We start from the raw sequence: 26223 nt of genomic DNA, 5'->3' as shown, positions 1-26223 counted from the left end.
AAAATCGGATGCCCGATTATCTCAGTTTGCCGCCGCGGCGGGGCGTGCTGCAGCGCAAACAGCGAGGTGTGCGCCGCAGTGACGAACGGCGGCACCGAAGCCCGCCGTCCGCGCATTCGCGTTACTGGCTGAAGAGGCGGCGTGTGACCGGCGAACCGGCCGGGATGCCGGCTTCCTCGAGCTTCGCGTACAGCTTCATCAGTTGCTGGTCGATCGCGACCAGCGTCGACTCCGGCAACGGCCGGCGCGAATCGTCGACCACGCGAGCGCCGATCCGTTCGGACAGCGACTTCGCGTAATCGCACATCAGCCGGAACGGCAGGATGTCCTCTTCGGCAACCGGCACGTCGAGCACCAGCGTGATCATGTTGCCGCCCTTGTACGTGAGGTCGTCGCGCAGGAAGTTCGTGTCGCCGAACTGCAGCATGAACACGGGGTTCTGCTTCGCGTCGAGCTTCACGAAACGCGTGCCGTCGCGCGACAGCAGCAGCCCATCCTGCGACGCCACGGCCTGCACGTAGTTCGCCGACCACGGCGCGCCGTCCGACATCACGTTGACCGACAGCTGCGCGTCGCACTGCGCGGCAAAGGCGTCGAGCTCGCGCGCCATCGCGACCGTTTCCATCATGTCCGGGAATTCCGGCGCGCCGTCGATCGCGTCGGCGAACTGCTGGACACCCGTCACGAATTCGGAGAACTCGAGCTCGTTCAGTGCGCCGCTGCGGTTCGCGAGCTGGGCGGCTGCGCGCAGTTCCTCGTAGCGCACACCGTTCTGCAGCAGCTCCCACTGGCCGCCTTCCGGCTTGCCTTCGATATGCACGGGCTTGCTGCCCGCGCGGCGCAGTCGCTGCGCGGCCGGCAGGATCTTGTCGCCCGGCAGCGGCCCGCCAAGGCGGATCGGCACGATGCAGTCGATCCGACGGTCGACGATTGCCGGCGGTGCCGACGAGATCGTCGTCGCGGCTGGCAGCACGGGTTCGGCCGGCTCGGCAGCTTCGGCGGTCGCTGGGTGCGCGACGGCAGGCGCGGCCTCTTCACCGGCAACCGGCTCGACCGACTCGGCCGGCGTGTCGACGCCGGTCGCCTCGGCCTGCAGATCGGCCGGCATGTCGGCAGGCGCTACCCCACCGAACGTCGGCTCGACGCGCGCGACTTCGGCCGGCGTGCCGGCCGTGGCGGCCGCCGCGGCCGGTGCCGCGGGCTCGCGCCGCACCGGCTGACGCACCGGCTCGATGAACGGCAGTTCTTCTTCCCGTTCGGGGCGGTTCATCGCCTCGGCCGCTTCCTCCGGCATCGGGCGCGGCATCTTGCGCCGCACCTTCGCGCCCTGCCATGCGTTGTAGACCACGACGCCGCCCACCACGACGGCGCCCGCGCCGATCAAACCGAGTGTCAACTCGTCCATGCACGCTCCATCAGCAATTCTTGTTCGTCGGAACCGCGAACGGGCGCCCATGCGCCGCGCGAACGCGGTCCGGTTTCGTCAAACGTCAATTCTGGGCAAAACCCGCGGCGGTTTCCATGTCCACCGCGACGATCCGCGACACGCCCTGCTCCTGCATCGTCACGCCGATCAGCTGCTGCGCCATTTCCATCGCGATCTTGTTGTGCGAGATGAACAGGAACTGCGTCTTGTCGGACATCGCGCGCACGAGATTCGCGAAACGCTCGGTGTTCGCATCGTCGAGCGGTGCGTCGACCTCGTCCAGCAGACAGAACGGCGCCGGGTTCAGCTGGAACATCGCGAACACCAGTGCGGTCGCGGTCAACGCCTTCTCGCCGCCCGACAGCAGGTGAATCGTCGCGTTCTTCTTGCCCGGCGGCTGCGCCATCACCTGCACGCCGGCATCGAGGATTTCGTCGCCCGTCATGATCAGCTTCGCCTGGCCGCCGCCGAACAGGCGCGGGAACAGGTCGCTGAAGTGACGGTTGACCTCGTCGAAGGTGCCCTGCAGCAGCGTGCGGGTTTCCTGGTCGATCTTGTGGATCGCATCCTCGAGCGTCGTGATCGCGTCGATCAGGTCGGCCGACTGCGCGTCGAGGAACACCTTGCGCTCGCTCGCGGCCTTCAGCTCGTCGAGCGCGGCCATGTTCACCGGGCCGAGCGCGTTGATCGCGTTGTTCAGGCGCGTGACCTCGCCCTGCAGGTACGACGGTTTCAGATCCGGCGTGAGCTTCGCGGACAGGGCCACCTCGTCGACCTCGGCCGTCACGAGCTGCTCGGCGAACTGCTCGACCGACAGGCGCGCGGCCTGCTCCTTCAACTGCAATTCGGTGATGCGGTCGCGCAGCGGCTGCAGCGAGCGCTCGGCGACGAGGCGCTGCTCGTCCGACGCCCGCAATTTTGCGGTCAGGTCGTCGAGTTCGATCCGCGCGGCCTGCAGCGCTTCTTCCTTCACCGCACGAATCTCGAGCGCGTCCTGCAGGCCCGTGTGCGCGGTCTGCTCGTTGATCGTCTCGAGCTCGGCACGCGCGTCTTCGAGCGATGCTGCAACACGCTCGCTCTGTTCGTGTGCGACCTGAATGCTGCGCTTGAGCTCGTCGATCCGGGTCACCGCGTTGCGCGCGGCGAAGCGCGCGTCGTTCGCGCCGCGCTCCAGGTCGCGCGCTTCCTGACGCGCCTGCGTCAGCGATTCGTCGAGCGCTTCGAACGCGAGCTGGTTGTCCTCGAAGCGCGCCTGCAGTTCCGCGAGTTCGCCGTCGAAACGCTCGAAATTCGCTTCCGACTCCGCGCGCATCGCGCGCTGCTCTTCGATCTGCGCGCCGATTTCCTCGAGTTCCTCGCGAATCTGCGTGCTGCGCTGCGTGTAACGCTCGTGCGCCTGCGCGAGCTTCAGCACGTCCATCTGCAGCGCGTGCACGCGCTGCGTCGCACGCTCGGCCTGTGCGCGGACGTCGCCGAGCGCCTGCGTGGCCTGCGTGTGCGCGGCTTCCGCGCGTACGGCGGCCGTGCGCGCCTCGTCGGCGAGCAGCGCCTGCGCACGCACCTGGCGCGTCAGGTTTTCGATTTCCTGCTGGCGAGCCAGCATCCCGGCCTGCTCCGAATCGGCCGCATAAAGCTGCACGCCGACGCGCGTGACGATATGGCCGGCCTTGACGACGAACGCGCCGCCTGCCGGCAGCTGCGTGCGCGTCGCGAGCGCCTGTGCGACGTCGTCGGCGACATACACGTTGCCGAGCCAGTCGTTCAGCACCGCGCGGATGCCTGCATCGTCGATACGCACGAGCGACAGCACCGGACGCAGCCCTGCTACGGCCGCAGGCGGTTCGCCGGCCGCGGGCGGCGCGTAGAACGCGAGCTTCGCGGGCGGCGCATCGGTGGCGAATGCCTTCACCCAGTCGAGATTCGACACTTCGAGCGCGGCGAGGCGCTCGCGCAGCACGGCTTCGAGCGCGGCTTCCCAGCCGGCTTCGACATGCAGCTTCTTCCAAAGACGCGGCAGCGCGCCGAGCTCGTGCTTGTCGAGCCACGGCTGCACCTTGCCTTCGGTCTGTACGTTTTCCTGCAACTGCTTCAGCGCGGCGAGACGCGCCTCGAGCTGGTGGATCTGCGCGGCTTCGGCCTGCACGCGCTCCTGTGCGGCACGGCGTTCGCCATCGAGGCGCGGCACCGTTTCCTGTGCGTCGGCGAGGCGCGCCTGCGCTTCGGCCAGGATCTCTTCCTGCTCGGCGAGCTGCATGCGCAGCTCTTCGAGCTGAGCCTCGTCCGGCGCGTCGAGCCCGCCCGCTTCGCTCTTCAGGCGCTCATGGCGCTGCTGAAGCTGCTGGAGCTGCTGGTCGGCGTTGCGCTGGTGCGCGGCTTCGAGCTTCAGCGACTGTTCGGTCTGCGCGATCCGCGCGCGCTCGTCGTTGAGCTGCGCCTGCGCATCGCGGAATTTCGCTTCGAGCGCCGGCAGCGCGTCGTGCTTCGCGGCGGCGTTGTCTTCGGCGAGCGCGGCCTTCTCGTCGGCCATCGCGCGCGCTTCCTCGGCATCCTCGAGTTCGTCCTGCGCCTTCTCGGCCTGCGCGCGCCATTGCTCGCGCTGCGCATTCAGCGCGGCGATCTGCGCCTGCACGCGATTGCGCGATTCGACGATGAACTTGATCTCGGCTTCGAGGCGGCTCACCTCGGCGTTCGCTTCGTAGAGCGAACCCTGCGCGCCCTGCATCGCGTCGCTTGCCGAGTAATGCGCGACGCGCAGCGTCTCGAGCTGCGCCTCGACCTCGCGCAGCTTCGCGGTTTGCGCCTCGAGGTCGATCTGCGCCTGTTCGATCGCGCGCTGCTGCTTCTGCTGCTCGCCGGCGGCCTCGTTCTTGCGCAGCAGCCACAACAGGCGCTGCTTCTCCTCGCCGTCGGCGACGAGTTCCTTGTACTTGGTGGCAACGACGGCCTGCGCCTCGAGCTTCTCGAGGTTCGCACCGAGTTCGCGGACGATATCTTCGACGCGCGTCAGGTTCTCGCGCGTGTCGTGCAGGCGGTTCTCGGTCTCGCGGCGGCGTTCCTTGTACTTCGACACGCCCGCGGCTTCCTCGAGGAACACGCGCAGCTCTTCCGGCTTCGCCTCGATGATCCGCGCGATCATGCCCTGCCCGATGATCGCGTACGCACGCGGCCCGAGGCCGGTGCCGAGGAAGATGTCCTGGATGTCGCGGCGGCGCGCCGGCAGGTTGTTGATGTAGTAACTCGACGTGCCGTCGCGCGTGAGCACGCGCTTCACGGCGATCTCGCCGTACTGGCCCCACTGGCCGGCCGCGCGGCCGTCGGAGTTGTCGAAGATCAGTTCGACGCTGGCCCGGCTACCGGGCTTGCGGGCGGTCGAGCCGTTGAAGATCACGTCCTGCATCGACTCGCCGCGCAGCTCGGAAGCGCGCGACTCGCCGAGCACCCAGCGCACGGCGTCGATGATGTTGGACTTGCCGCACCCGTTCGGGCCCACCACGCCGACAAGCTGGCCCGGAACCTGGAAATGCGTGGGATCGACAAAGGATTTGAAGCCAGCGAGTTTGATCGAGCTCAGACGCACGGCGGTATCGGATGTGAAGAAGGTGTGAAACGGACGGAGCCGCACTGCGCGAGGCCGGACGGCCCATGCGCGCGACGCGCCCCGGAATTCAAAAGCGGGGCCGCGCGCATACAGCGTTGGGCCCCGCAAACGGCTTCCATCATACCATCGCGCGTGCACCGTCCCGACCGTCGCCGGGTTTGTCCGGTGCCGGCGCGGCACGATGGACCCGGCTCGACAGCAGCGTCGCCAGCACGATGCACACGCCGCCCGCCCACTCGCGCGCGGTCGGCAGCTCGTTCGCGAACACCCACGCCGACAGCGCGGTGATCACGATCTCGAACAGCATGATGATCGACGCACGGTTCGCCGGCACGCGCGCCAGCCCGTACTGCACGAGCAGGTTGTTCGACGCCATCGTCACGCCGATCGCGACGATGATCAGCGCGGCCGTGCTGAAGTGGCCGCCCGCCGGTGCAGCCGGTATCCCCTCGAACAGCGACGCGATCGCGCCGAACACGGCCGCGCCGCCGAACAGCGTCGCGGTACGCATCTCGGCGCGCATCTCCGGCAGCTCGCGGCTCGCCTTGATCACGAGCACGTTGCTCATCGCGAAGCTCAACCCGGCCGCGAGCCCGGCCCATTCTGCCGGGCTGGCCGGCAGCGGCAGGCCGAGCTGCGGCGACCACAGCATCAGCATCGCGCCGCCGATCGACAGCGCCGCGAGCCCCGCGCCGGCCCAGGTCAGCCGCTCGCGCAGCAGGAAGTGCGCGTAGATCGCGGTCCACGCGGGGGTCAGGTAGAACAGCAGCATCACGCGCAGCACTTCGCCGTGGATCGTGCCCCACACGAACCCGAGGTTCGTCACGCCGGCCGTGACCGCGATGCCGGGCAGCACCCAGTGCCAGCGCAGCGTCGCGATCGTGCGGTGCCGCGCGACGATCACGAACAGGAATGCGACGAGGCTCGTCAGCGCGCTCGCCAGCGTGCCCGTCACGCCGAGCGACGCCAGGATCCGCAGCGGATACCAGATCAGGCCCCATACCGACGCGCCGATCAGGATGGCCAGCGTCGGCAGGCTGCCGCGTACCGCGTTATTCATTTTGTTCAATACCCTTTATTCAGCCGGCCCGGCCGCCGTTCCGGCGGGCCGTGACCGCATTCCGTCACGCTATAATCGTCCGTTGCAACTCGCGCGCCATCGGCGCCCGTTCGCAGCTGCGCGGCGCGCCCGCCGCTTCTTTCGCTCCAACCGGCCGCGATGGCCGCTTCGCCCGTGAACCCTCGACTCGACTCGCTCCAGCCCTATCCCTTCGAAAAGCTGCGCGCCCTGTTCAAGGACGTGACGCCCTCCGGCGCCCTCAAACCGATCAGCTTCGGCATCGGCGAGCCCAAACATGCGACCCCGGCGCTGATCCGCGACGCCGTGGTGGCCGCGCTCGACGGTCTCGCGTCGTACCCGGCCACCGCCGGCTCGGACGCGCTGCGCACGTCGATCGCGCACTGGCTCGAGCGCCGCTACGGGCTGCCGGCCATCGATCCGGCCACGCAGGTGCTGCCGGTGTCGGGTTCGCGCGAGGCGCTGTTCTCGCTCGCGCAGACGGTGATCGATGCCCGCCCGTCCGAACAGGGCGAGAAGGCGATCGTACTCTGTCCGAATCCTTTCTATCAAATTTACGAGGGCGCGGCGCTGCTGGCCGGAGCCGAACCCTATTTCGCGAACAGCGACCCGGCCCGCAACTTCGCGTGCGACTACGCGTCCGTGCCCGACGAAGTCTGGGCGCGCACGCAACTGCTGTACGTGTGCTCGCCGGGCAACCCGACCGGTGCCGTGCTGACGCTCGACGACTGGCGCGAGCTGTTCGCGCTGTCCGACCGCCACGGTTTCGTGATCGCATCCGACGAGTGCTATTCGGAAATCTATTTCGACGAAGCGGCACCGCCGCTCGGCGGCCTCGAGGCCGCGCACCGCCTCGGCCGCGGCTTCGAGCGGCTCGTGATGCTGTCGAGCCTGTCGAAGCGCTCGAACGTGCCGGGCATGCGCTCGGGCTTCGTCGCCGGCGACGCGGCGCTGCTGAAGAAATTCCTGCTGTACCGCACGTACCACGGCGCGGCGCTGTCGCCGGTCTGGCAGCACGCGAGCATCGCCGCGTGGAACGACGAGGCGCACGTGCGCGAGAACCGCGCGCTGTACGTGCAGAAGTTCAATACCGTCACGCCGATGCTGGCCGACGTGATCGACGTGAAACTGCCCGACGCGGCGTTCTACCTGTGGGCCAACGTGTCGCGCACCGGGCTGTCGGACACCGAGTTCGCCCGTCGCCTGTACGCCGACTATAATGTGACGGTTCTGCCCGGCTCGTACCTGGCGCGCGACGCGCACGGCACGAATCCGGGCCGCGATTTCATCCGGATCGCGCTCGTCGCGGGCACCCCCGAATGCGTCGAGGGCGCGCAACGCATCGTCGATTTCTGCCGGTCTCTCGCGCGGTAATCGTCCATCCGATCAATTCCATCCATCTCCTGCGAAAACGAACATGTCGCAACAACTTCAGCAAATCATCGATACCGCCTGGGACAACCGCGCCGAGCTGTCGCCGAAGGCCGCACCGGCCGACGTCCGCGAAGCCGTCGCGCACGCGATCGAGCAGCTCGACAAAGGCGCACTGCGCGTTGCCGAGAAGATCGACGGCAACTGGACCGTGCACCAGTGGCTGAAGAAGGCCGTGCTGCTGTCGTTCCGCCTGGAGGACAACGCGCCGATGCCGGCCGGCGGCTACTCGCAGTTCTACGACAAGGTGCCGTCGAAGTTCGCGAACTACACCGCTGAAGATTTCGCCGCGGGCGGCTTCCGCGTCGTCCCGCCGGCCATCGCGCGCCGCGGCTCGTTCATCGCGAAGAACGTCGTGCTGATGCCGTCGTACACCAACATCGGCGCCTACGTCGACGAAGGCACGATGGTCGACACGTGGGCCACGGTCGGTTCGTGCGCGCAGATCGGCAAGAACGTGCACCTGTCGGGCGGCGTCGGCATCGGCGGCGTGCTCGAGCCGCTGCAGGCGAACCCGGTCATCATCGAAGACAACTGCTTCATCGGCGCGCGCTCGGAAGTCGTCGAAGGCGTGATCGTCGAGGAAAACTCGGTGATCTCGATGGGCGTGTACCTCGGCCAGAGCACGAAGATCTACGATCGTGAAACCGGCGAAGTCAGCTACGGCCGCATCCCGGCCGGCTCGGTCGTGGTCGCCGGCAACCTGCCGTCGAAGGACGGCTCGCACAGCCTGTACTGCGCGGTGATCGTCAAGAAGGTCGACGCGAAGACCCGCGCGAAGGTCGGCCTGAACGAGCTGCTGCGAGGCGACTGATGGCGAAGCCGCACACCGTGGTCGTCTACGGCATTCCGAACTGCGACACCGTGAAGAAGGCCCGCGTGTGGCTCGACGATCACGGCGTCGAATTCGAGTTTCACGACTTCAAGAAGCTCGGTGTCAGCGCACCGCTCGTCGAGGACTGGCTGAAGGACGTGTCGCTCGACGCGCTCGTCAACAAGCGCGGCACGACGTGGCGCGGCCTGGACGATGCAATGAAGGCGGCCGCCGAAACGAAAACCGGCGCGGTCGCGCTGATGATCCACAAGCCGTCGGTCATCAAGCGCCCCGTGCTGGTGGTCAACGGCCGCGTGAAATCGCTCGGCTTCGCGGCCGATCAATACGCGGCGCTGTTTGCCGCATAGGGCTGCCCGCGCTGCGCCTGTCGGCGCAGCCCGACGTCTTGTCGCTGCCGGCCACCGCGCCGGCATTTTTTATCGAAAGTGGTCCGAACCATGTCCACCACCCTAGCCCTTACCGAACAGCTGATCGCCCGCGCGTCCGTGACGCCCGACGACCAGCACTGCCAGCAGATCATGACCGAGCGCCTCGCCGCGCTCGGCTTCGAATGCGAGACCATCGCGTCGCACGGCGTGACCAACCTGTGGGCCGTCAAGCGCGGCACCGACGGCCGCGACGGCAAGCTGCTCGCGTTCGCGGGCCACACCGATGTCGTGCCGACCGGCCCGCTCGAGCAGTGGAGCTCGCCGCCGTTCATCCCCGCCCATCGTGACGGCAAGCTGTACGGCCGCGGCGCGGCCGACATGAAGACGTCGCTCGCGGCGTTCGTCGTCGCGTCCGAGGAATTCGTCGCGGCCCATCCCGGCCACCGTGGCGCGATCGCGTTCCTGATCACGAGCGACGAGGAAGGCCCCGCCACCGACGGCACCGTGAAGGTCGTCGAGCTGCTCGAAGCGCGCGGCGAACGCATGGACTACTGCATCGTCGGCGAGCCGACGTCGACCGCCGAGCTCGGCGACGTCGTCAAGAACGGCCGCCGCGGCTCGATGTCGGGCGAACTGGTCGTCAAGGGCGTGCAGGGTCACATCGCGTATCCGCACCTCGCGAAGAACCCGATCCACCTGCTCGCGCCGGCGCTCGCCGAGCTCGCCGCCGAGCAATGGGACGAAGGCAACGAATACTTTCCGCCGACCACCTGGCAGGTGTCGAACCTGCACGCCGGCACCGGCGCGTCCAACGTGATTCCCGGCCACGCCGACCTGCTGTTCAACTTCCGTTTCTCGACCGCCAGCACGGTCGAGGGCCTGCAGGCACGCGTGCACGCAATCCTCGACAAACATGGCCTCGAATACACGCTGAAGTGGTCGGTGAGCGGCCTGCCGTTCCTCACGCCGCGCGGCGAGCTGTCGGGCGCGCTGGAAAACGCGATCCGCACCGAGACCGGCATCACGACCGAGCTGTCGACCACGGGCGGCACGTCGGACGGCCGTTTCATCGCGCGCATCTGCCCGCAGGTGATCGAGTTCGGTCCGCCGAACGGCAGCATCCACAAGATCGACGAGCACATCGAAGTGCGCTTCGTCGACCCGCTGAAGAACGTGTACCGCCGCGTGCTCGAACAACTGATCGCCTGATGGAGCCTCGCATGACGACACCTTTTGCAACTGTTCGCGACCTGCTGCGCTACGCGGTGACGCGCTTCTCGAAGGCGAAGCTCGCGTTCGGCCACGGCTCCGACAATGCGTACGACGAAGCGGCCTACCTCGTGCTGCGCACGCTCGACCTGCCGCTCGACACGCTCGAGCCGTTCCTCGACGCGCGGCTGCTGCCCGACGAAATCGCGGCCGTGCTCGCGGTGATCGAACGGCGTGCGGCCGACCGCGTGCCGGCCGCGTACCTCACGCATGAAGCGTGGATGCACGGCCACCGCTTCTACGTCGACGAGCGCGTGATCGTGCCGCGCTCGTTCATCGGCGAACTGCTCGACGACGGGCTGCAGCCGTACGTCGCCGACCCCGAGCAGGTCGGCGCGGTGCTCGAGCTGTGCACGGGCTCCGGCTGCCTCGCGATCCTCGCGGCGAGCGCGTTCCCGAACGCCGAGATCGACGCGGTCGACCTGTCCGACAAGGCACTCGAAGTCGCCGAGATCAACGTGCGCGACTACGGCCTCGAAGACCGCATCGGGTTGCACCGCGGCGACCTCTACGCGCCGCTGCCCGCGTTCCGCACCGACCCGGGCTCCCGCTATGACGTGATCCTGACGAACCCGCCGTACGTGAACGCATCGTCGATGGCCGCCCTGCCGCCCGAGTACCGGCATGAGCCGGAGATGGCGCTCGCGGGCGGCGACGACGGGATGGACATCGTGCGACGCATCGTCGCCGAAGCCCATCGCTGGCTGCACGACGACGGCGTGCTCGTGGTCGAGATCGGCAACGAGCGCGAAAACGTCGAAGCCGCGTTCGGCGGCCTCGAGCTCACGTGGCTGCCCACCAGCGCGGGCGACGACGCCGTATTCCTGATCCAGGCGTCGGACCTGCCCCGCAAGGCCTGAGCCGTTTCGGCTCACCCACCGTGCGGTGCACCGTTGCGCCGCACGGTTGGGTAAGATGCGCGTAGGCGGCCGCCCGGCCGCGCGACCTCAGGAGTCCGTCACGCGCCCATGACCCTCGACTGGCTACATCTCGGCACCCTGATCCTGACCATCCACGTGCTCGGGATCGTCGCGGCGTGCCACGCGATCATGAACACGCGCACGTCGCAAGGCGCGATCGCGTGGGCCGTCTCGCTCGCGGCCATGCCGTACCTGACGCTCATCCCGTACCTGTTCCTCGGCCGCAGCAAGTTCTCCGGCTACGTCGACGCGCGGCGCCACGAGCTGGAAATGTTGCGCATGCACACACCGCGCTCGCCGTGGCTCAGCAGCGACGCGACCGACGGGCCGGCCGCCGATGCAATCGGCCAGGCCGCGGTGCTCGCGCTCACGCGGCTAGGCGGCATGCCGTTCCTCGGCGGCAATTCGGTGCGCACGCTCGTGAACGGCGACGCGACGTTCTCGGCGATCCTGGCGGCCATCGACGCCGCGCGCGACTACGTAGTGGTGCAGTTCTTCATCGTGCGCGACGATGCGCTCGGCCGGATGCTGCGCGACTCGCTGCTCGCACGCGCGGCAGCCGGCGTGCGCTGCTGCCTGCTGTACGACAGCATCGGCAGCTTCGACCTCCCCCACAGCTACGTCGACGCGTTGCGCCGGGGCGGCGTCGAGGTTCATCCGTTCGCGACCAACCGGAAGTTCGTGAACCGCTTCCAGCTCAACTTCCGCAACCATCGCAAGATCGTCGTCGTCGACGGCAATCGCGCGTTCGTCGGCGGCCACAACGTCGGCGTCGAGTATCTCGGCGCGAAGCCGCGCCTGTCGCCGTGGCGCGACACGCACATCGAGATCCGCGGCCCGGTGGTCGCGAGCATCCAGTACGTGTTCGCCGAAGACTGGCACTGGGCCACGCAGAAGCTGCCACCGCTCGCGCTGCCGCCGCCCGCGCAGCCCGGCGACAACATGCATTGCCTCGCGGTGCCGATGGGGCCGGCCGACAAGCAGGAGACGGGCTCGCTGTTCTTCGTCGAGGCGATCAACGCCGCGCGTGAGCGGGTCTGGATCACCACGCCGTACCTCGTCCCCGACGAAGCCGTGATCTCCGCGCTGAAGCTCGCGGTGATGCGCGGCGTCGACGTGCGCATCCTGATCCCGAGCCGGCGCGACCACTACGTGGTATTCGAAGCGTCGAAGCTGTACGCGCGCGACCTGGTCGATGCGGGCGTCAAGGTGTTCCGCTACCGGCCCGGCTTCCTGCACCAGAAGGTCGTGCTTATCGACCGCATCGCGGCGGCGATCGGCAGCGCGAATCTCGACAACCGCTCGTTCCGCCTCAATTTCGAGATCATGGTGCTGACCGTCGACCGCACGTTCGCGGACGAGGTCGAGACGATGCTCGATGCCGATTTCGCGCAGGCGTACGAGGTCGATGCGACCGAATACCGCCAGTCGCCCGCGTGGCGGCGCATCGCGATGCATGTCGCGCGGCTGTTCGCACCGATCCTGTAACGGCCGGGACGACGGCGCCCGTGCGATCCGCACCGGCGCCGCGAACGCCGCCGGCAGCCGTCACAGCAGCTTGTCGATATCCGCGGCGATTTCGTCGGGTTTGGTCGACGGCGCATAGCGCTTGACGATGCGCCCTTCGCGATCGACCAGGAATTTCGTGAAATTCCACTTGATCGCCTTGAGGCCGAGAATGCCGGGCGCCTCGTCGGTCAGGTAGCGGTACAGCGGATGCGCATGGTCGCCCTTCACGTCGATCTTCGCGAACATCGGGAACGTGACGCCGTAATTGCGCTCGCAGAACGCGCCGATCTGCGTGGCGTCGCCGGGCTCCTGCTTGCCGAACTGGTTGCACGGGAAGCCGAGCACATAGAAGCCGCGCGCCGCGTACTGGTCGTACAGCTTCTGCAGGCCCGCGTACTGCGGCGTGAAACCACACTCGCTCGCGGTGTTGACGATCAGCAGCACCTTGCCGCGATACGCGTCGAGCGAGGCCGGCGCGCCGGCAAGCGTCTCTGCGCTGAACGAATACAGGGTGGACATCGGGCACTCCTTTTATGAAACCGGATCGACGTGGAGTCTAGGCGAAATTGCCCCATTGCGGCATCCGCCGAACGGTCAATGCCCGGCGCAAGCGGCGCGCAGTCTAGAATAGCGGTTTTGGCCAGTCATTTCCGCCGTGATCCGTTTCAATCAGTTCAGCCTTGCGCGCGGCACCAAGCCGCTGTTCGAGTCGACCTCCTTCGTGCTCAATCCCGGCGAGAAAGCCGGCCTGATCGGCGCGAACGGCGCCGGCAAGTCGACCCTGTTCTCGGTCCTGCGCGGCGAGCTGCACTCGGACGGCGGCGATTTCTCGATGCCGCCGTCGTGGCGAATCGCCCATGTGTCGCAGGAAACGCCCGCCGTCGATCGTTCAGCGCTCGACTACACGCTCGACGGCGACGCCGCGCTGCGCGAGATCGAGGCGCGCATCGCCGCAGCTTCCGCCGCCCATGACGGCGCCGCCGAAGCCGACGCGCACGCGGCGTTCGCCGACGCCGACGGCTACACCGCGCCCGCCCGCGCCGAGGCGCTGCTGCTCGGCCTCGGCTTCACGCTCGCGCAGACGCGCGAATCCGTCGCCAGCTTCTCCGGCGGCTGGCGCATGCGCCTGAATCTCGCGCAGGCGCTGATGTGCCGCTCCGACCTGCTGCTGCTCGACGAACCGACGAACCACCTCGACCTCGACGCGATCGTCTGGCTCGAGGATTGGCTGCACCGCTACCCCGGCACGCTCGTCGTGATTTCGCACGACCGCGAATTCCTCGATTCGATCTGCAACGTCACGCTGCATCTGGAAAACCGCCAGGTGAAGCGTTACGGCGGCAACTACTCGCAGTTCGAAGTGCTGCGCGCGCAGCAACTGGCGCTGCAGCAAAGCGCGTACGAAAAGCAGCAGAAGACGATCGAGCACCTGCAGAGCTTCGTCGACCGCTTCAAGGCCAAGGCGACCAAGGCCAAGCAGGCGCAAAGCCGGATGAAGGCGCTGGAGAAGATGGAGCTGATCGCGCCGGCGCACATCGCGTCGCCGTTCACGTTCGAATTCCGCACGCCCGATGCCGCGCCGAACCCGATGATGGTGATGGAAGACGTCCGCTGCGGCTACCACGCCGACGGCGGAGCGGAAATCCCGATCGTCGAGCGCGTCGCGCTGTCGATCCAGAACGGCCAGCGTATCGGCCTGCTCGGCGCGAACGGCCAGGGCAAGTCGACGCTGATCAAGACGCTGGCCGGCACGCTTGCGCCGCTGTCGGGGCACGTCCGCGACGGCAAGGGGCTGACGATCGGCTATTTCGCACAGCACCAGCTCGAAACGCTGCGCGAGGACGATTCTCCGCTCGCGCATCTGGCGCGGCTCGCGCCCGACACGCGCGAGCAGGAACTGCGCGATTTCCTCGGCGGCTTCAACTTCTCGGGCGACATGGCGACCACCCCGGTTGGGCCGTTTTCCGGCGGTGAAAAGGCTCGCCTCGCACTCGCGCTGATCATCTGGCAGAAGCCGAACCTGCTGCTGCTCGACGAACCGACGAACCACCTCGACCTCGAAACGCGCCATGCGCTGACGATGGCGCTCGCGCAGTTCGAAGGCACGCTGATCCTCGTCTCGCACGACCGCCATCTGCTGCGCGCAACGACCGACCAGTTCATGCTGGTTGCGAAGCACCGGCTGCAGCCGTTCGACGGCGACCTCGACGACTACCGCGACTGGCTGCTGCAGCACGCGGCCGAGCAGCGCGCCGCCGCGAAGGCCGACAGCGCGGCTTCTTCGGGTGCGGGCGCGGCGGCCAACCGCAAGGACCAGAAGCGTCAGGCTGCCGAAGAACGTCAGCGCCTGTCGGTGTTGAAAAAGCCGCTGCAGACGCGCATCACGAAGCTCGAAAAGGAAATGGGGACGCTGCACGCGGAAAAGGCACGCCTCGACGCATTCGTCGCCGATCCGGCGAGCTACGAAGCCGAGCGCAAGACGGAGCTGACCGACGCGATCCGCAAGCTCGGGGACGTCAACACGCGTCTCGAAACGGTCGAGGGCGACTGGCTCGCCGCACAGGAAGAGCTCGAGCAGATCGGCTGACCGCTGTCGCGGCGCAGCCGGCCACTATGCCGATACGCCGGCCCGGCGTGCCGGCTGCCTCGGCGCCGCGGTACCTCGGTATCGCGGCGCCGCGAACGACCATCGGGCCCGCTGTGGGCCCAGATGCGACAAGGCCGGGCGCGCGAGCCCGGCCTGTTCATTCATTACCGTCGCCATACCATTCGCCGGCTGCTCGCCGCGCGGGTCGGCTCAGCGTCGCGGCAACGTGTCGCGCGGCATCTGCTCGTCGTCGCCCATCAGGTGCCGGCGCCCTTCGGTCGGCCGCCTGATCGCCGCGGCGACTTCCGCTTCCGTCACGTCCTCGGACACGACCTTGCGCGCCAGGCGCCCCTCGTCGTCGATCCATTCGACGATCCGGCATCCGCCGCCCCAGGGTTGGCGAATCGGCTCCGACACGCGGCAGCCACGCAGGTTGTAAAGGCGTCCGCTCGGCGCTTCCCCATACGATTTCAACATAGGATCCCTTCGCATTGCGCGGTTCGACAATCCGGCAAAGGATAGGGAAAAGCGATGTCCGGCGGGTTACAGAACCCTACATCTTCTTTACAGCGAATTACGCGACAGATCGCCGGCAGGCCCGGCACGAGCACCTGCCGGGCCGGTCACTCGAGATCGCGCACGCGGTCGATCGCCTGTTCGAGCCGATCGACGGCCATCACGTTCAGCCCTTCGATCGGCTGCTTCGGCGCATTCGCCTTCGGAATCAGCGCGGACGTGAAGCCGAGCTTCGCCGCCTCCCGCAAGCGCTCCTGCCCGCGCGGCGACGGCCGGATCTCGCCCGCCAGCCCCACTTCGCCGAACACGATCAGCCCCTTCGGCAGCGCCTTGTTGCGCATCGACGAATGGATCGCGAGCAGCACCGCGAGGTCGGCAGCCGGCTCGGTGATCTTCACGCCGCCGACTGCATTGAGGAACACGTCCTGGTCGAAGCACGCGATGCCCGCGTGCCGGTGCAGCACCGCGAGCAGCATCGCGAGCCGGTTCTGCTCGAGGCCGACCGCGAGCCGGCGCGGGTTCGGCACGTGCGCGGTGTCGACGAGCGCCTGGACTTCGACGAGCAGCGGCCGCGTGCCTTCCTGCGTGACGAGCACGCACGAGCCGGGCACGACCTGTTCGTGCTGCGACAGGAACAGCGCGGACGGATTCGCGACACCGCGCAGCCCGCGCTCGGTCATCGCGAACACGCCAAGTTCGTTGACCGCGCCGAAACGGTTCTTGAACGCACGCACGAGCCGGAACGACGAATGCGTGTCGCCTTCGAAGTACAGCACCGTGTCGACGATGTGCTCGAGCACGCGCGGGCCGGCCAGGTTGCCTTCCTTCGTCACGTGCCCGACCATGATGATCGCGGTGCCCGACTGCTTCGCGATGCGCGTGAGCTGCGCCGCGCATTCGCGCACCTGCGCGACCGAGCCCGGCGCCGACGTGAGCGCTTCCGAATAGACGGTCTGGATCGAGTCGATGACGGCCACGTCCGGCCGTTCCGCGTCGATCGCGGCCTGGATCTTTTCGAGCTGGATCTCGGCGAGCAGCTTCAGTTCGTCCGCCACCGCACCGCCGTCGAGCAGCGCAAGCCGTTGCGCGCGCAACGCGATCTGCGCGGCCGATTCCTCACCGCTGATATAGAGCGCGCGCCGCTGGCTCGCGATGTCCGCGAGCGACTGCAGCAGCAGCGTCGACTTGCCGATGCCCGGATCGCCGCCGATCAGCACGACGCCACCGGCGACCAGCCCGCCGCCGAGCACGCGGTCGAATTCACCGATGCCGGTCGAGAAGCGCGGCACGTCAGCCGCTTCGATGTCGACGAGACGCTGGACGGGCGCCCGCTTCGCGAGCGACTGGAAACGATGGGCAGCCGGCGATTCGGCGACCGATTCAACCAGCGTGTTCCAGGCCTGGCACGACGGGCATTGGCCCTGCCACTTCGGGGTCTGTCCGCCGCACTCGCTGCAGACGTATACGGTTTTCTGTTTGGCCACGCGCAACGCCCTTATTCCGCGCGCACGGGCACGCGGCCGGCGACCGCACACATCAGCTCGTAGCCGATCGTGCCGCAATGGCGGGCGACGTCGTCGATCGACAGCGCGTTGCCCCACAGTTCGACGCGCGCGCCGACGCCTGCCTGCGGGCACGGGGACAGATCGACCGTGATCATGTCCATCGATACGCGGCCGACGATCCGCGTGCGGATGCCGTCGACGATCACGGGCGTGCCTTCGGGCGCGACGCGCGGATAGCCGTCCGCGTAACCGCAGGCGACCACGCCGATCCGCATCGGCGCCTGCGCGGAGAACGTCGAGCCATAACCGATGGCCTGCCCCTTCGCGATCGTCTGCACCGCGATCAGCTCGGACGCGAGCGTCATCGCTGGCTTCAGTCCCGTATCGGCGATATCGGACGACAGCCCGGACGGCGACGCGCCGTACAGCACGATCCCCGGCCGCACCCAGTCGAAATGCGTGTCCGGATGCCACAGCACGGCTGCCGAGTTCGCGAGACTGCGCGCGCCGGCGATGTTTTCCGCACCGCGCTCGAACGTCGCGAGCTGCTCGGCGACGCCGCGCTCGTTGTCCGCATCCGAAAAATGGGTCATCAACGTGATCTGGCCGATGCCGGGGCACGCGCGGGCGCGTTCCCACGCGGCGCGGTATTTTTCCGGCAGGTAGCCGAGCCGGTTCATCCCGCTGTTCATCTTGAGCTGCACGTTGACGGGCTTCGACAGCCGCGCCGTTTCCAGCATCCGCATCTGCTCGTCGTTGTGGACGGTCGTCGTCAGGCTGTAGCGGTCGATCACGTCGATGTCGGTCGAACGGAAGAACCCTTCGAGCAGCAGGATCGGGCCGGCCCAGCCGAGCTCGCGCAGCTTGACGGCCTCGTCGAGGTCGAGCAGGCCGAAACCGTCGGTGCCGCGCAGGCCGGGAAACGCGCGGGCGAGACCGTGGCCGTACGCGTTGGCCTTGACGACCGCCCATACCTTGGACGGGCCGGCAAAGCGGCGGACGACGGAGAGATTGTTCGCGAGAGCGGCGGTGTGGATGGTGGCGGAGATCGGGCGCGGCATGGGAAATTTACGTAAAGACGCTTGCGAATCATCAGCTTACCGCGCCTTTTGAGCACTGAAGCCGACAATTTGCGGAACGATCGGGGAATCTTGCTAGTCCGAATTGGCGTATTTTCATGTTATAAAGCCGTGCGCACAACCCATTTCGAACGGAATAAGCCGATCGCATACGAGGCGGCCTACGCGGCCCTGCCGCAGCGACGAAAGCATCGCATCAGATGAAAAAAGGTTTTTACACCATCATGGCCGCGCAGTTTTTCTCGTCGCTGGCCGACAGTGCGCTCCTCATCGCCGCCATAGCCCTGCTGAAAGACCTTCACGCACCCAACTGGATGACACCGCTGTTGAAGCTGTTCTTCGTGTTGTCCTATGTGGTGCTGGCGGCGTATGTCGGCGCCTTCGCGGATTCGCGCCCGAAGGGCCACGTGATGTTCATCACCAACTCGATCAAGGTGATCGGCTGCCTGATCATGCTGTTCGGCGCCCACCCGCTGATCGCGTACGGGATCGTCGGCTTCGGCGCGGCGGCCTACTCGCCCGCCAAATACGGCATTCTTACCGAGCTGCTGCCGGCCGACCGGCTGGTCGCGGCGAACGGCTGGATCGAAGGCACGACCGTCAGCTCGATCATCCTCGGTACCGTGCTCGGCGGCGCGCTGATCAGTCCGCATATCGCGTCGCACGTCATCGCGCATACGCCGGCGTGGATCAGTACGCCAGCCGAAGCCGCGATCGCGGTCATCCTGTTGATCTACGTGATCGCCGCGCTGTTCAATCTGCGCATTCCCGATACCGGCGCGCGCTACCCGAAACAGCAGCATGGGCCGATCAAGCTGGTGGCCGACTTCGCCGACTGTTTCACGGTGCTCTGGCGCGACAAGCTCGGCCAGATCTCGCTGGCGGTCACGACGCTGTTCTGGGGCGCGGGCGCGACGCTGCAGTTCATCGTGCTGAAATGGGCCGAAGTGTCGCTCGGCATGTCGCTGTCCGAGGGTGCGCTGCTGCAGGCAGTCGTCGCATTCGGCGTCGCGGCCGGCGCGATCGCCGCGGCCAGCCGGGTGCCGCTCAAGAAGTCGCTGACCGTGCTGCCGGTCGGCATCATCATGGGCATCGCGGTGATGCTGATGGCGTTCTATTCGCGCGACCTGTTCCCGCCGCACTGGGCCGCGCACCTGGGCCACCTGCGCCTGCCGGTTTACCTGATCATCGCGTACATCTTCCTGATCTGCGTCGGCGCGCTGTCCGGCTACTTCGTCGTTCCGATGAACGCGCTGCTGCAGCATCGCGGCCACGTGCTGCTGTCGGCCGGCCACTCGATCGCGGTGCAGAACTTCAACGAGAACCTGTCGGTGCTCGTGATGCTGTGCCTGTATGCGGTGCTCGTGTGGCTCGACGTGCCGGTCGGCGTCGTGATCGTGCTGTTCGGCACGTTCGTCTGCCTGACGATGTGGCTCGTGATGCGCCGCCACCAGGCGAACCAGCGTCAGTTCGACTCGGTCGCGCTGATCGGCGAATCGCGGCACTGACGCTACACTTTCCGTTTCCGTCCGCCAGCGCCGGTCTTCGAACCGGCGCGTTGCCCCGATGACGCACCCGATACCCAACATCCTGACGATCGCCGGCTCCGATTCGGGCGGCGGCGCAGGCATCCAGGCCGACCTGAAGACCTTTTCCGCGCTCGGCGCGTACGGCGCGAGCGTGATCACTGCGCTGACCGCCCAGAACACGCGCGGCGTGACCGGCGTGCATGCGCCGGATGCGGCGTTCGTGACCGCGCAACTCGACGCGGTGTTCAGCGATATCCGCATCGATGCGGTCAAGATCGGGATGCTCGCGAATGCAGCGATCGTGCACGCGGTAGCCGACGCGCTGCGCCGCTACGCGCCGCGCTTCGTCGTGCTCGACACGGTGATGATCTCGAAGAGCGCGCATGCGCTGCTCGCGCCCGATGCCGTCGACGCGTTGCGCGAGGCACTGCTGCCACTCGCGACGGTCGTGACGCCGAACCTGCCCGAAGCGGCCGCGCTGCTGAACGATGTGCCCGCAACCACGGAACCCGACATGGTCCGGCAAGGCCAGGCATTGTTACGGACGGGCGCGCGCGCCGTGCTGATGAAGGGCGGCCACCTGCCCGACGCGTCCGCGAGCCCCGACTGGCTCGTCGAAGCGACACGCACCGTCCGGCTCGACGGCGCGCGCGTGCCGGTCAGCAACACGCACGGCACGGGCTGCACGTTGTCGTCGGCGATCGCCGCGCTGCTGCCGCAGCAGCCCGACCTCGAAAGCGCGGTGCGCGAAGCCAAGACCTACCTGACCGGCGCGATCGCCGCGAGCGGCCACCTCGACGTCGGCCACGGCGTCGGCCCTGTCCATCACTTCCATCGCTGGTGGTGAGCGCCGGCTGACGCGGCGTCAGTGATCCTGCGCCGCGAACGCCTGTGCGCGCACCGGCCAGTCGTCCGGCACGACGAAGCCGCGCGCCCGTTCGCGCCACGTGCCGTCACGGCCCTTTTCATGAATGCCGATCAGCGCGGGGGCCTCGCGCGCCGTCAACACGGGCGGCAGGTCCAAGGCGGCCGCCAGCGGCTCGGGTTCGAACCCGGCATCGGCGGCGGCACGTCGCGGCGCCAGCCACGCCAGCCTCGGCAACACGCTCCATGCGGCCCCGGCACGCTGCGCGGCCGCCCAGGCCGGCCACTGCGCGTGCGTCAGCCAGAAACCGCGCGGGTGATCCGGCGCGATTTCCGCGGACACCGGCGGTAACGGCGCATCGTACGGATAGAACAACCAGCCCTTGATGAACATCTGCGCGTCGGACGGCGCGCCGTAACCGAGCCGCGCAAACCCATCGCGATCGCCGAGCCGCAGCTGGTGATCGAGCAACCGGCTGCGCTTGCGGTCGAACCGGTCGACGAGGTTGGGGCCGACAAAATCGGCGAGCGACGCACCGGCTTGCACCGGCGCGCACAGATAGCACTTCACCGCGAGTTCCCAGTGCAGGCGCCGCCCGTCCGGCGTGTCGACGAGAAAATCGACTTCGCCGAGCGTCTTGCCGTTGCTGCGCAGCGGCAGATTGGCCGCGACGAGCCGCAGCGACGGCCCGTGCGTCAGGAAATACTCGAGCAGGCATTCGGCGTAGCGGCCGAGCCGGGTGGGCCGGAACCCGTCGAGCGCGCGATGCAGCGGCTCGGGCTGTGCATCGAGCGCGGCGAGCCACGCTTCGACGGCCGACTGTCCGGCCGCATCCGGCCATGGGCGCGCAAGCGGCGCGTCCGGTACCGCGGTGAGCAGGCTCGGACTGGCCAGCAGCCAGCCCAGATCCCGAACCGCGACGTCGTGCAGCGTATCGATGAATGCGAACGCCGCGTCGGCCGTCATTGTCCGGCCGGCCCGTTCGCGTCGGCGCCCTCTGCGCGCCGGAACGTGTCGCGCGCGAGGCACAGGTCGGCCCAAGCCTTCGACTTGTCCTGCAGGCTGCGCAACAGGTACGCCGGGTGGTAGGTCACGATCACCGGCACGCCTTCGTACGTATGCACGCGGCCGCGCAGCGACGCAATGCTCGCGTCCGTCTTCAACAGGGTCTGCGCGGCGAAGCGGCCGAGCGCGACGATCAGCTTCGGCTTCACGAGCGCGACCTGGCGCTGCAGATAAGGCTCGCAACTCGCGACCTCGTCCGGCTCCGGATTGCGGTTGCCGGGCGGCCGGCACTTGATCACGTTCGCGATGTACACGTTGTCGCCGCGCTGGAGCGACAGCGACTGCAGCATGTTGTCGAGCAGCTTGCCGGCCTGGCCGACGAACGGCTCGCCCTGCTTGTCCTCGTTCTCGCCCGGCGCTTCGCCGATCAGCATCCAGTCCGCTTCGCGGTCGCCGACACCGAACACGGTGTTGGTCCGCTTCTCGCACAGCCGGCACAGCGTGCAGTCGGCCACGCGCGCGGCCAGCGCATCCCAGTCGAGTGCGGCAACCGGCGTGCCGACGCGACGCGATTCGACCACCGGCACGGGGTCGCCCGGCGGCGCCGCATCGAACCACGCGAAATCGTCGGCTTCGGCTGGCGGCGTGTCGTCCATCGGCGGCATCGTGTCGGTCGACGCGATCGGTGCGACCGGCGTGGCCGGTGCAGGCGCGCGATCACCGTCGTCGACGCGTCGCGCCGGAGCGACAGGCTCGCGAACCGGCGAAGCATCGACGCGACGCGTCACTGCCGGCGGCGCCTCGTCCCGCCCCGGCGTACGCGCGGTGCGTGCAGGTCGCTCGGTCGCGGCAGCCGGTGCAGTGCCCACCGCGCCGGTTTGCACCGCGGCGTGCGCTTCGGCTGCCGCGCCCTCGTCCGTGCCCGCCTCCGCGCTTTGCCCGCGCCGCACCCAGATCTGCGCGAGGCCCATTTCCTCGAGCGCCGCTTCAGCCCATGCCATGCGCGTCCCCTTCGTCCTTGTTCAGCGTCAGACGCATCACGATCGCGTCCTCCCGGCTGTGATGTTTCGCCGGGTAATAATTCTTGCGCCGGCCGATCGTCAAGAAGCCGAAACGCTCGTACAGATGGATCGCGTGCAGATTCGACGGCCGCACCTCGAGCAGCATGCCGTCGAGCCCTTCCGCGCGCGAAATGCGCACGGCCTCGCGCAGCAGCGCAAGGCCCGCCCCCGCGCGCTGCGCAGCCGGCGCGACGCACAGGTTCAGCAGGTGCATCTCGTCGATCACGGGCATCAGCACGCAATAGCCGATCAACGCGCCTGTCACGTGCCGCAGGCACACGCCCAGGTAGCCGTTGCGCAACGAATCCTCGAAGTTGCCGCGGCTCCACGGGAACTCATACGCGACGCGCTCGATCGCGACGATCTCGTCGAGATCGGCATCCGTCATCGGCGCCAGATACCTGTCGCTCAGCAGTACGCCCGTCATCCCTTCGCTCCGCCCTTCTGCGCGGCCCGTGCCGCGACGCGCTCGGCGGTCGTCTGCGCAACCTTGTCGCGCACGTACTCCGGCGCGGCCTGATCGGCCGGCACCGCGCGCCCGGCACGGAACGCGCGCAGTGCGGCGTGGGCGACCGCCAGCGCGTGCGGCATCGCGTCGCCGTCGATCACGGCCGCGTGCGCCGCGGCCGGCAACTGCGCACCGAACGCGGCGGCTGCATTGCCCGCGAGCGTGAACGGCGCATCGGGCACGCCGACGGCACCCGGTGCATCGAGCGAGGCCGGATGCAGCGTGCGCCAGTCGCCGACGCTGTCGTCCCACGCGAAGTCCGCCCAGTAGGCTTCATCCATCCGCGCATCCAGCGCGGCAAGCACGCGGGTCGTGCCGGGCGCGCGCAGCCGCGCGTGCTCGGCGCACACGAGCAGCGTGCCGATCGGCACGACCGGCAGCCCGCGCCCGAATGCGAGGCCCTGGGTGATGCCCGTCGCGGTGCGCAGGCCCGTGAACGAGCCAGGGCCCGCGCCGAACGCGATCGCATCGCAATCGGCGAGCGTCAGCCCCGATTCGGCGAACAGCGCCTGGATGGCCGGCAGCACGCGCGTGCTCGACACGGCGCCCGTCAGCTCGTGGCGGACCCAGGTTTGCGGGGTGGAAACGGCGTCATCGGCGTGGGCCGAGCGCAGCAGCGCGACCGAGCAGTATTCGGTCGACGTATCGATGGCGAGGAGCACTGTTTGCGTCATGGGCGACATTGTAATGCGACGCCCCGCTCCGACGGGCGATCGGGCCCGATCCGCGTGCATGCGCAGGCCGGATGGCGGTTTGGAAGGATCGCTCGACCCCGCGCGGCGGTCCGCTTGTTAAGATCGCCCGACCTGAAACCCTTACGGAGACACCCGATGAGCGAACTCACCACCCAATTCGACCAGGCCCAGATCGACGTCAAGCAACTGACGGAACGGCCGGGCAACCTGACCCTGCTGCGCCTGTACGCACTCTTCAAGCAGGCGACCGACGGCGATGCCCACGGCGACAAACCGGGCTTCACCGACATCGTCGGCAAATACAAGTACGACGCCTGGGATGCGCTGAAGGGCACGTCGCAGGATGCGGCAAAGCAGCAGTACATCGAGCTCGTCGAATCGCTGAAAAACGGCACGGCTTCCTGACCGAATCGCCTCCTGTCGCAATAGGCAATCAAATCAGTGGCGCAGCGCAGCAAATCTCTTTATAATGCTGGCTGCGTCACCCCCGCGCTCGGCTCGCAAGCCGTTCCGGCCTGACGCCTCGTAGCGTTAAGCTCCAATCCGGTTTAGAACCTGTCCCCTCCTGCTTCGACCTTCACGGTCGTCACTTATCAGGCTGGCGGCCCCGCTCCTGAAGCGCGCCGCACCCAAAACAGCTTCTAATGCCTCATCCGCTGAAGGTTCGGCGGATTGCACCCCCGTTTCCCGATTTGCTCGCTGAATCCGACGACTTGGGTATGCGCGATTGGCGCCGACGTTTCACCCACTGTGTTTCAAGGATTGTTATGACTTCGAGCATCAACTCCAGCCCGCTCAACGCGATCGCCGACCAGGCGCTCGGTCTCGACGACGCCGCCGTACCGGCCGCGGTCGAACCGGCGTCGGACGAGCCGAGCTTCGCGTCGCTCGGGTTGTCGCCGGAGATCGTCTCCGCGCTGCAGGCCGCCGGCTACGTGAAGCCGACGCCGGTCCAGCAGCGCGCGATTCCGGCCGGCATCGCCGGCCGTGACCTGCTGGTCTCGAGCCCGACCGGTTCGGGCAAGACCGCTGCATTCATGCTTCCCGCGATCGAACGTTTCGCGCAGCTCCAGAAGGCGCAGGCGCAGCAACCGCGCGCGCCGCGCGAACCGAACCAGGGCGACCGCCGCGCGCGCCGCCCGCAACCCGTCGCGCGCCCGGGCCTGCTCGTGCTGACGCCGACCCGCGAACTCGCGATGCAGGTCACCACGGCCGCAACGACCTACGGCAAGCACCTGAAGCGCCTGCGCACGGTCAGCATCCTCGGCGGCGTCGCCTACGGCCAGCAGCTGATGCTGCTCGCGAAGAACCCGGAAATCCTGGTTGCCACGCCGGGCCGTCTGCTCGACCACCTCGAGCGTGGCCGCATCGACCTGTCCGAACTGAAGATGCTCGTGCTGGACGAAGCCGACCGCATGCTCGACATGGGCTTCATCGACGACATCGAAACGATCGTCGCCGCGACGCCCGAGTCGCGCCAGACGATGCTGTTCTCGGCCACGCTCGACGGCAAGATCGGTTCGCTGACGAGCCGCCTGCTGAAGGATCCGGAGCGCATCGAGATCCAGCAACGCCTCGAATCGCGTACGAACATCGCGCAGACCGTGCACTACGTCGACGACCGCGACCACAAGGATCGCCTGCTCGATCACCTGCTGCGCGACGACGCGCTCGACCAGGCGATCATCTTCACGGCGACCAAGATCGACGCCGACCAGCTCGCCGGCCGTCTTGCCGACGCAGGCTTCGAATCGGCCGCACTGCACGGCGACCTGCCGCAGGGCGCGCGTAACCGCACGATCCGTGCGCTGCGCGAGCGCCGCGTGCGCGTGCTGGTGGCAACCGACGTCGCGGCACGCGGCATCGACATCCCGGGCATCACGCACGTGTTCAACTACGACCTGCCGAAGTTCGCGGAAGACTACGTGCACCGTATCGGCCGTACCGGCCGTGCGGGCCGTTCGGGCACGGCAGTGAGCCTCGTGCACCACGCCGAGCAAGGCGCGCTCAAGCGCATCGAGCGCTTCGTGCGCTCGCCGCTGCCGGTCAACGTGATCGAAGGTTTCGAGCCGCGCAAGGCGCCCCCGCGTAACGGCGGCAACGGCGGCCGCGGCCGTCCGGGTGGCGGCAACGGCGGTCGCCGTTTCGGCGGCAAGCCGGGCGGCGGTTATGGCGGCAACGGTAACGGCAACGGCCGCAGCTACGGCGGCGGCAATGGCGGCGGCTGGAGCGGCAAGCCGGGTGGCAGCCGTGACGGCGGCCCGCGTCGCGACGGTCAACGCAGCGGCGGCCCGCGTCGCAGCAACTCCGCGTCGTAAGCACGCACGGGCGGCCACCGGCCGCCCCACGGAGGGCAGACCCGCGGATAACCGCCCTGCCCATCCAGCCAACCGGCGCATCCGCGCCGGTTTTTTTTCGCCCCGCCCCACATTTCACGAT

The 26223-nt window shown here is 68.0% G+C and carries 22 protein-coding genes; 11 read left to right on the top strand and 11 right to left on the bottom strand.

The annotated features are described in order from the left end of the window. Positions 1-121: 121 nt before the first annotated feature. The 3 genes from LGN19_RS24775 to LGN19_RS24765 form a co-directional block, all read right to left on the bottom strand. The gene (locus LGN19_RS24775) at positions 122-1405 is read right to left on the bottom strand and encodes a cell division protein ZipA C-terminal FtsZ-binding domain-containing protein (RefSeq protein WP_226217655.1); all 1284 of its coding nucleotides are present in this window, start codon (positions 1403-1405) and stop codon (positions 122-124) included. An 85-nt stretch (positions 1406-1490) separates the two neighbouring features. Continuing rightward, positions 1491-5003: a chromosome segregation protein SMC gene (gene smc / locus LGN19_RS24770; protein ID WP_226217653.1), complete on the bottom strand. Its 3513-nt coding sequence runs from the start codon at positions 5001-5003 to the stop codon at positions 1491-1493. A 139-nt stretch (positions 5004-5142) separates the two neighbouring features. Next, positions 5143-6084, bottom strand: a complete 942-nt coding sequence (locus LGN19_RS24765; RefSeq protein ID WP_226217795.1) for a DMT family transporter — start codon at positions 6082-6084, stop codon at positions 5143-5145. A gap of 159 nt (positions 6085-6243) precedes the next feature. Between LGN19_RS24765 and dapC the strand changes: the two genes are divergently transcribed. From dapC to cls, 6 genes are all read left to right on the top strand, one after another. Beyond that, the gene (gene dapC / locus LGN19_RS24760) at positions 6244-7476 is read left to right on the top strand and encodes a succinyldiaminopimelate transaminase (RefSeq protein WP_226217651.1); all 1233 of its coding nucleotides are present in this window, start codon (positions 6244-6246) and stop codon (positions 7474-7476) included. Positions 7477-7519: 43 nt separating this feature from the next. After that, positions 7520-8347, top strand: coding sequence for a 2,3,4,5-tetrahydropyridine-2,6-dicarboxylate N-succinyltransferase (dapD, locus tag LGN19_RS24755; protein WP_014896723.1), 828 nt, complete (start codon positions 7520-7522; stop codon positions 8345-8347). Continuing rightward, on the top strand, positions 8347-8715 hold the full coding sequence (locus tag LGN19_RS24750) for an ArsC family reductase (protein ID WP_034184733.1): 369 nt from the start codon (positions 8347-8349) through the stop codon (positions 8713-8715). Before dapD ends, LGN19_RS24750 begins: the two co-directional genes overlap by 1 nt. 90 nt (positions 8716-8805) lie before the next feature. After that, the gene (dapE, locus tag LGN19_RS24745; protein WP_226217649.1) at positions 8806-9945 is read left to right on the top strand and encodes a succinyl-diaminopimelate desuccinylase; all 1140 of its coding nucleotides are present in this window, start codon (positions 8806-8808) and stop codon (positions 9943-9945) included. Between the two features lie 11 nt (positions 9946-9956). Beyond that, positions 9957-10865 carry a 50S ribosomal protein L3 N(5)-glutamine methyltransferase gene (gene prmB / locus LGN19_RS24740; RefSeq protein ID WP_122945711.1) on the top strand — a complete coding sequence of 303 codons (909 nt, stop codon included), beginning with the start codon at positions 9957-9959 and terminating at the stop codon, positions 10863-10865. 108 nt (positions 10866-10973) lie between these two features. Beyond that, positions 10974-12413: a cardiolipin synthase gene (gene cls, locus LGN19_RS24735; RefSeq protein ID WP_226217647.1), complete on the top strand. Its 1440-nt coding sequence runs from the start codon at positions 10974-10976 to the stop codon at positions 12411-12413. Positions 12414-12473: 60 nt separating this feature from the next. Here cls and LGN19_RS24730 read toward each other — a convergent pair whose 3' ends face one another. After that, positions 12474-12953, bottom strand: coding sequence for a glutathione peroxidase (locus LGN19_RS24730; protein ID WP_089425699.1), 480 nt, complete (start codon positions 12951-12953; stop codon positions 12474-12476). A 136-nt stretch (positions 12954-13089) separates the two neighbouring features. Here LGN19_RS24730 and LGN19_RS24725 point away from each other — a divergent pair, with 136 nt between their 5' ends. Further along, the gene (locus tag LGN19_RS24725; protein WP_226217645.1) at positions 13090-15021 is read left to right on the top strand and encodes an ATP-binding cassette domain-containing protein; all 1932 of its coding nucleotides are present in this window, start codon (positions 13090-13092) and stop codon (positions 15019-15021) included. 210 nt (positions 15022-15231) lie between these two features. Here the strand turns inward: LGN19_RS24725 and LGN19_RS24720 are convergent, their stop codons facing one another. From LGN19_RS24720 to alr, 3 genes are all read right to left on the bottom strand, one after another. Continuing rightward, a complete protein-coding gene (locus LGN19_RS24720) occupies positions 15232-15498 on the bottom strand; it encodes a DUF2866 domain-containing protein (protein WP_039342663.1) in 267 nt (88 codons plus the stop codon). Positions 15499-15644: 146 nt separating this feature from the next. Next, positions 15645-17021, bottom strand: coding sequence for a DNA repair protein RadA (gene radA, locus LGN19_RS24715; RefSeq protein WP_122946708.1), 1377 nt, complete (start codon positions 17019-17021; stop codon positions 15645-15647). An 11-nt stretch (positions 17022-17032) separates the two neighbouring features. Further along, positions 17033-18103: an alanine racemase gene (gene alr, locus LGN19_RS24710; protein WP_122945714.1), complete on the bottom strand. Its 1071-nt coding sequence runs from the start codon at positions 18101-18103 to the stop codon at positions 17033-17035. A gap of 218 nt (positions 18104-18321) precedes the next feature. Here alr and lplT point away from each other — a divergent pair, with 218 nt between their 5' ends. Both lplT and thiD read left to right on the top strand, forming a co-directional pair. Continuing rightward, positions 18322-19629 (top strand): lysophospholipid transporter LplT, encoded by a 1308-nt coding sequence (gene lplT / locus LGN19_RS24705; protein ID WP_226217643.1) that lies wholly within the window; start codon positions 18322-18324, stop codon positions 19627-19629. 58 nt (positions 19630-19687) lie between these two features. Next, on the top strand, positions 19688-20497 hold the full coding sequence (thiD, locus tag LGN19_RS24700; protein WP_226217641.1) for a bifunctional hydroxymethylpyrimidine kinase/phosphomethylpyrimidine kinase: 810 nt from the start codon (positions 19688-19690) through the stop codon (positions 20495-20497). 18 nt (positions 20498-20515) lie between these two features. On the opposite strand, the gene LGN19_RS24695 is transcribed toward thiD, so the two are convergent. The 4 genes from LGN19_RS24695 to tsaB are packed head-to-tail and all read right to left on the bottom strand — an operon-like array spanning position 20516 to position 23772. Then, on the bottom strand, positions 20516-21481 hold the full coding sequence (locus LGN19_RS24695) for a DUF1853 family protein (protein ID WP_226217639.1): 966 nt from the start codon (positions 21479-21481) through the stop codon (positions 20516-20518). Beyond that, positions 21478-22521: a uracil-DNA glycosylase gene (locus LGN19_RS24690; RefSeq protein WP_226217637.1), complete on the bottom strand. Its 1044-nt coding sequence runs from the start codon at positions 22519-22521 to the stop codon at positions 21478-21480. Before LGN19_RS24690 ends, LGN19_RS24695 begins: the two co-directional genes overlap by 4 nt. Beyond that, positions 22508-23008 carry a ribosomal protein S18-alanine N-acetyltransferase gene (gene rimI, locus LGN19_RS24685; protein ID WP_226217635.1) on the bottom strand — a complete coding sequence of 167 codons (501 nt, stop codon included), beginning with the start codon at positions 23006-23008 and terminating at the stop codon, positions 22508-22510. The genes LGN19_RS24690 and rimI overlap by 14 nt, the downstream gene beginning before the upstream one ends. Then, positions 23005-23772 carry a tRNA (adenosine(37)-N6)-threonylcarbamoyltransferase complex dimerization subunit type 1 TsaB gene (gene tsaB / locus LGN19_RS24680; protein ID WP_226217633.1) on the bottom strand — a complete coding sequence of 256 codons (768 nt, stop codon included), beginning with the start codon at positions 23770-23772 and terminating at the stop codon, positions 23005-23007. The genes rimI and tsaB overlap by 4 nt, the downstream gene beginning before the upstream one ends. 147 nt (positions 23773-23919) lie before the next feature. On the opposite strand from tsaB, the gene LGN19_RS24675 reads away from it, so the two are divergent. Both LGN19_RS24675 and LGN19_RS24670 read left to right on the top strand, forming a co-directional pair. Beyond that, on the top strand, positions 23920-24189 hold the full coding sequence (locus LGN19_RS24675) for an acyl-CoA-binding protein (RefSeq protein WP_043189214.1): 270 nt from the start codon (positions 23920-23922) through the stop codon (positions 24187-24189). Positions 24190-24551: 362 nt separating this feature from the next. Further along, on the top strand, positions 24552-26102 hold the full coding sequence (locus LGN19_RS24670; protein WP_226217631.1) for a DEAD/DEAH box helicase: 1551 nt from the start codon (positions 24552-24554) through the stop codon (positions 26100-26102). The last annotated feature ends 121 nt before the right edge of the window (positions 26103-26223 follow it).

It is taken from the genome of Burkholderia sp. AU30198 (assembly GCF_020419825.1).
GTDB lineage: Bacteria > Pseudomonadota > Gammaproteobacteria > Burkholderiales > Burkholderiaceae > Burkholderia.
Note: the sequence above shows the minus strand (reverse complement) of the source record. Positions and strands in the feature narration are given on the sequence as shown.

What these genes read in the sequence shown, in the direction of transcription:
- LGN19_RS24775 (WP_226217655.1), bottom strand. Translation starts at nt 1,405, where the DNA reads ATGGACGAGTTGACACTCGGTTTGATCGGCGCGGGCGCCGTCGTGGTG.
- LGN19_RS24765 (WP_226217795.1), bottom strand. Translation starts at nt 6,084, where the DNA reads ATGAATAACGCGGTACGCGGCAGCCTGCCGACGCTGGCCATCCTGATC.
- dapC (WP_226217651.1), top strand. Translation starts at nt 6,244, where the DNA reads ATGGCCGCTTCGCCCGTGAACCCTCGACTCGACTCGCTCCAGCCCTAT.
- dapD (WP_014896723.1), top strand. Translation starts at nt 7,520, where the DNA reads ATGTCGCAACAACTTCAGCAAATCATCGATACCGCCTGGGACAACCGC.
- LGN19_RS24750 (WP_034184733.1), top strand. Translation starts at nt 8,347, where the DNA reads ATGGCGAAGCCGCACACCGTGGTCGTCTACGGCATTCCGAACTGCGAC.
- dapE (WP_226217649.1), top strand. Translation starts at nt 8,806, where the DNA reads ATGTCCACCACCCTAGCCCTTACCGAACAGCTGATCGCCCGCGCGTCC.
- prmB (WP_122945711.1), top strand. Translation starts at nt 9,957, where the DNA reads ATGACGACACCTTTTGCAACTGTTCGCGACCTGCTGCGCTACGCGGTG.
- cls (WP_226217647.1), top strand. Translation starts at nt 10,974, where the DNA reads ATGACCCTCGACTGGCTACATCTCGGCACCCTGATCCTGACCATCCAC.
- LGN19_RS24730 (WP_089425699.1), bottom strand. Translation starts at nt 12,953, where the DNA reads ATGTCCACCCTGTATTCGTTCAGCGCAGAGACGCTTGCCGGCGCGCCG.
- LGN19_RS24720 (WP_039342663.1), bottom strand. Translation starts at nt 15,498, where the DNA reads ATGTTGAAATCGTATGGGGAAGCGCCGAGCGGACGCCTTTACAACCTG.
- alr (WP_122945714.1), bottom strand. Translation starts at nt 18,103, where the DNA reads ATGCCGCGCCCGATCTCCGCCACCATCCACACCGCCGCTCTCGCGAAC.
- lplT (WP_226217643.1), top strand. Translation starts at nt 18,322, where the DNA reads ATGAAAAAAGGTTTTTACACCATCATGGCCGCGCAGTTTTTCTCGTCG.
- thiD (WP_226217641.1), top strand. Translation starts at nt 19,688, where the DNA reads ATGACGCACCCGATACCCAACATCCTGACGATCGCCGGCTCCGATTCG.
- LGN19_RS24695 (WP_226217639.1), bottom strand. Translation starts at nt 21,481, where the DNA reads ATGACGGCCGACGCGGCGTTCGCATTCATCGATACGCTGCACGACGTC.
- LGN19_RS24690 (WP_226217637.1), bottom strand. Translation starts at nt 22,521, where the DNA reads ATGGCATGGGCTGAAGCGGCGCTCGAGGAAATGGGCCTCGCGCAGATC.
- rimI (WP_226217635.1), bottom strand. Translation starts at nt 23,008, where the DNA reads ATGACGGGCGTACTGCTGAGCGACAGGTATCTGGCGCCGATGACGGAT.
- tsaB (WP_226217633.1), bottom strand. Translation starts at nt 23,772, where the DNA reads ATGTCGCCCATGACGCAAACAGTGCTCCTCGCCATCGATACGTCGACC.
- LGN19_RS24675 (WP_043189214.1), top strand. Translation starts at nt 23,920, where the DNA reads ATGAGCGAACTCACCACCCAATTCGACCAGGCCCAGATCGACGTCAAG.
- LGN19_RS24670 (WP_226217631.1), top strand. Translation starts at nt 24,552, where the DNA reads ATGACTTCGAGCATCAACTCCAGCCCGCTCAACGCGATCGCCGACCAG.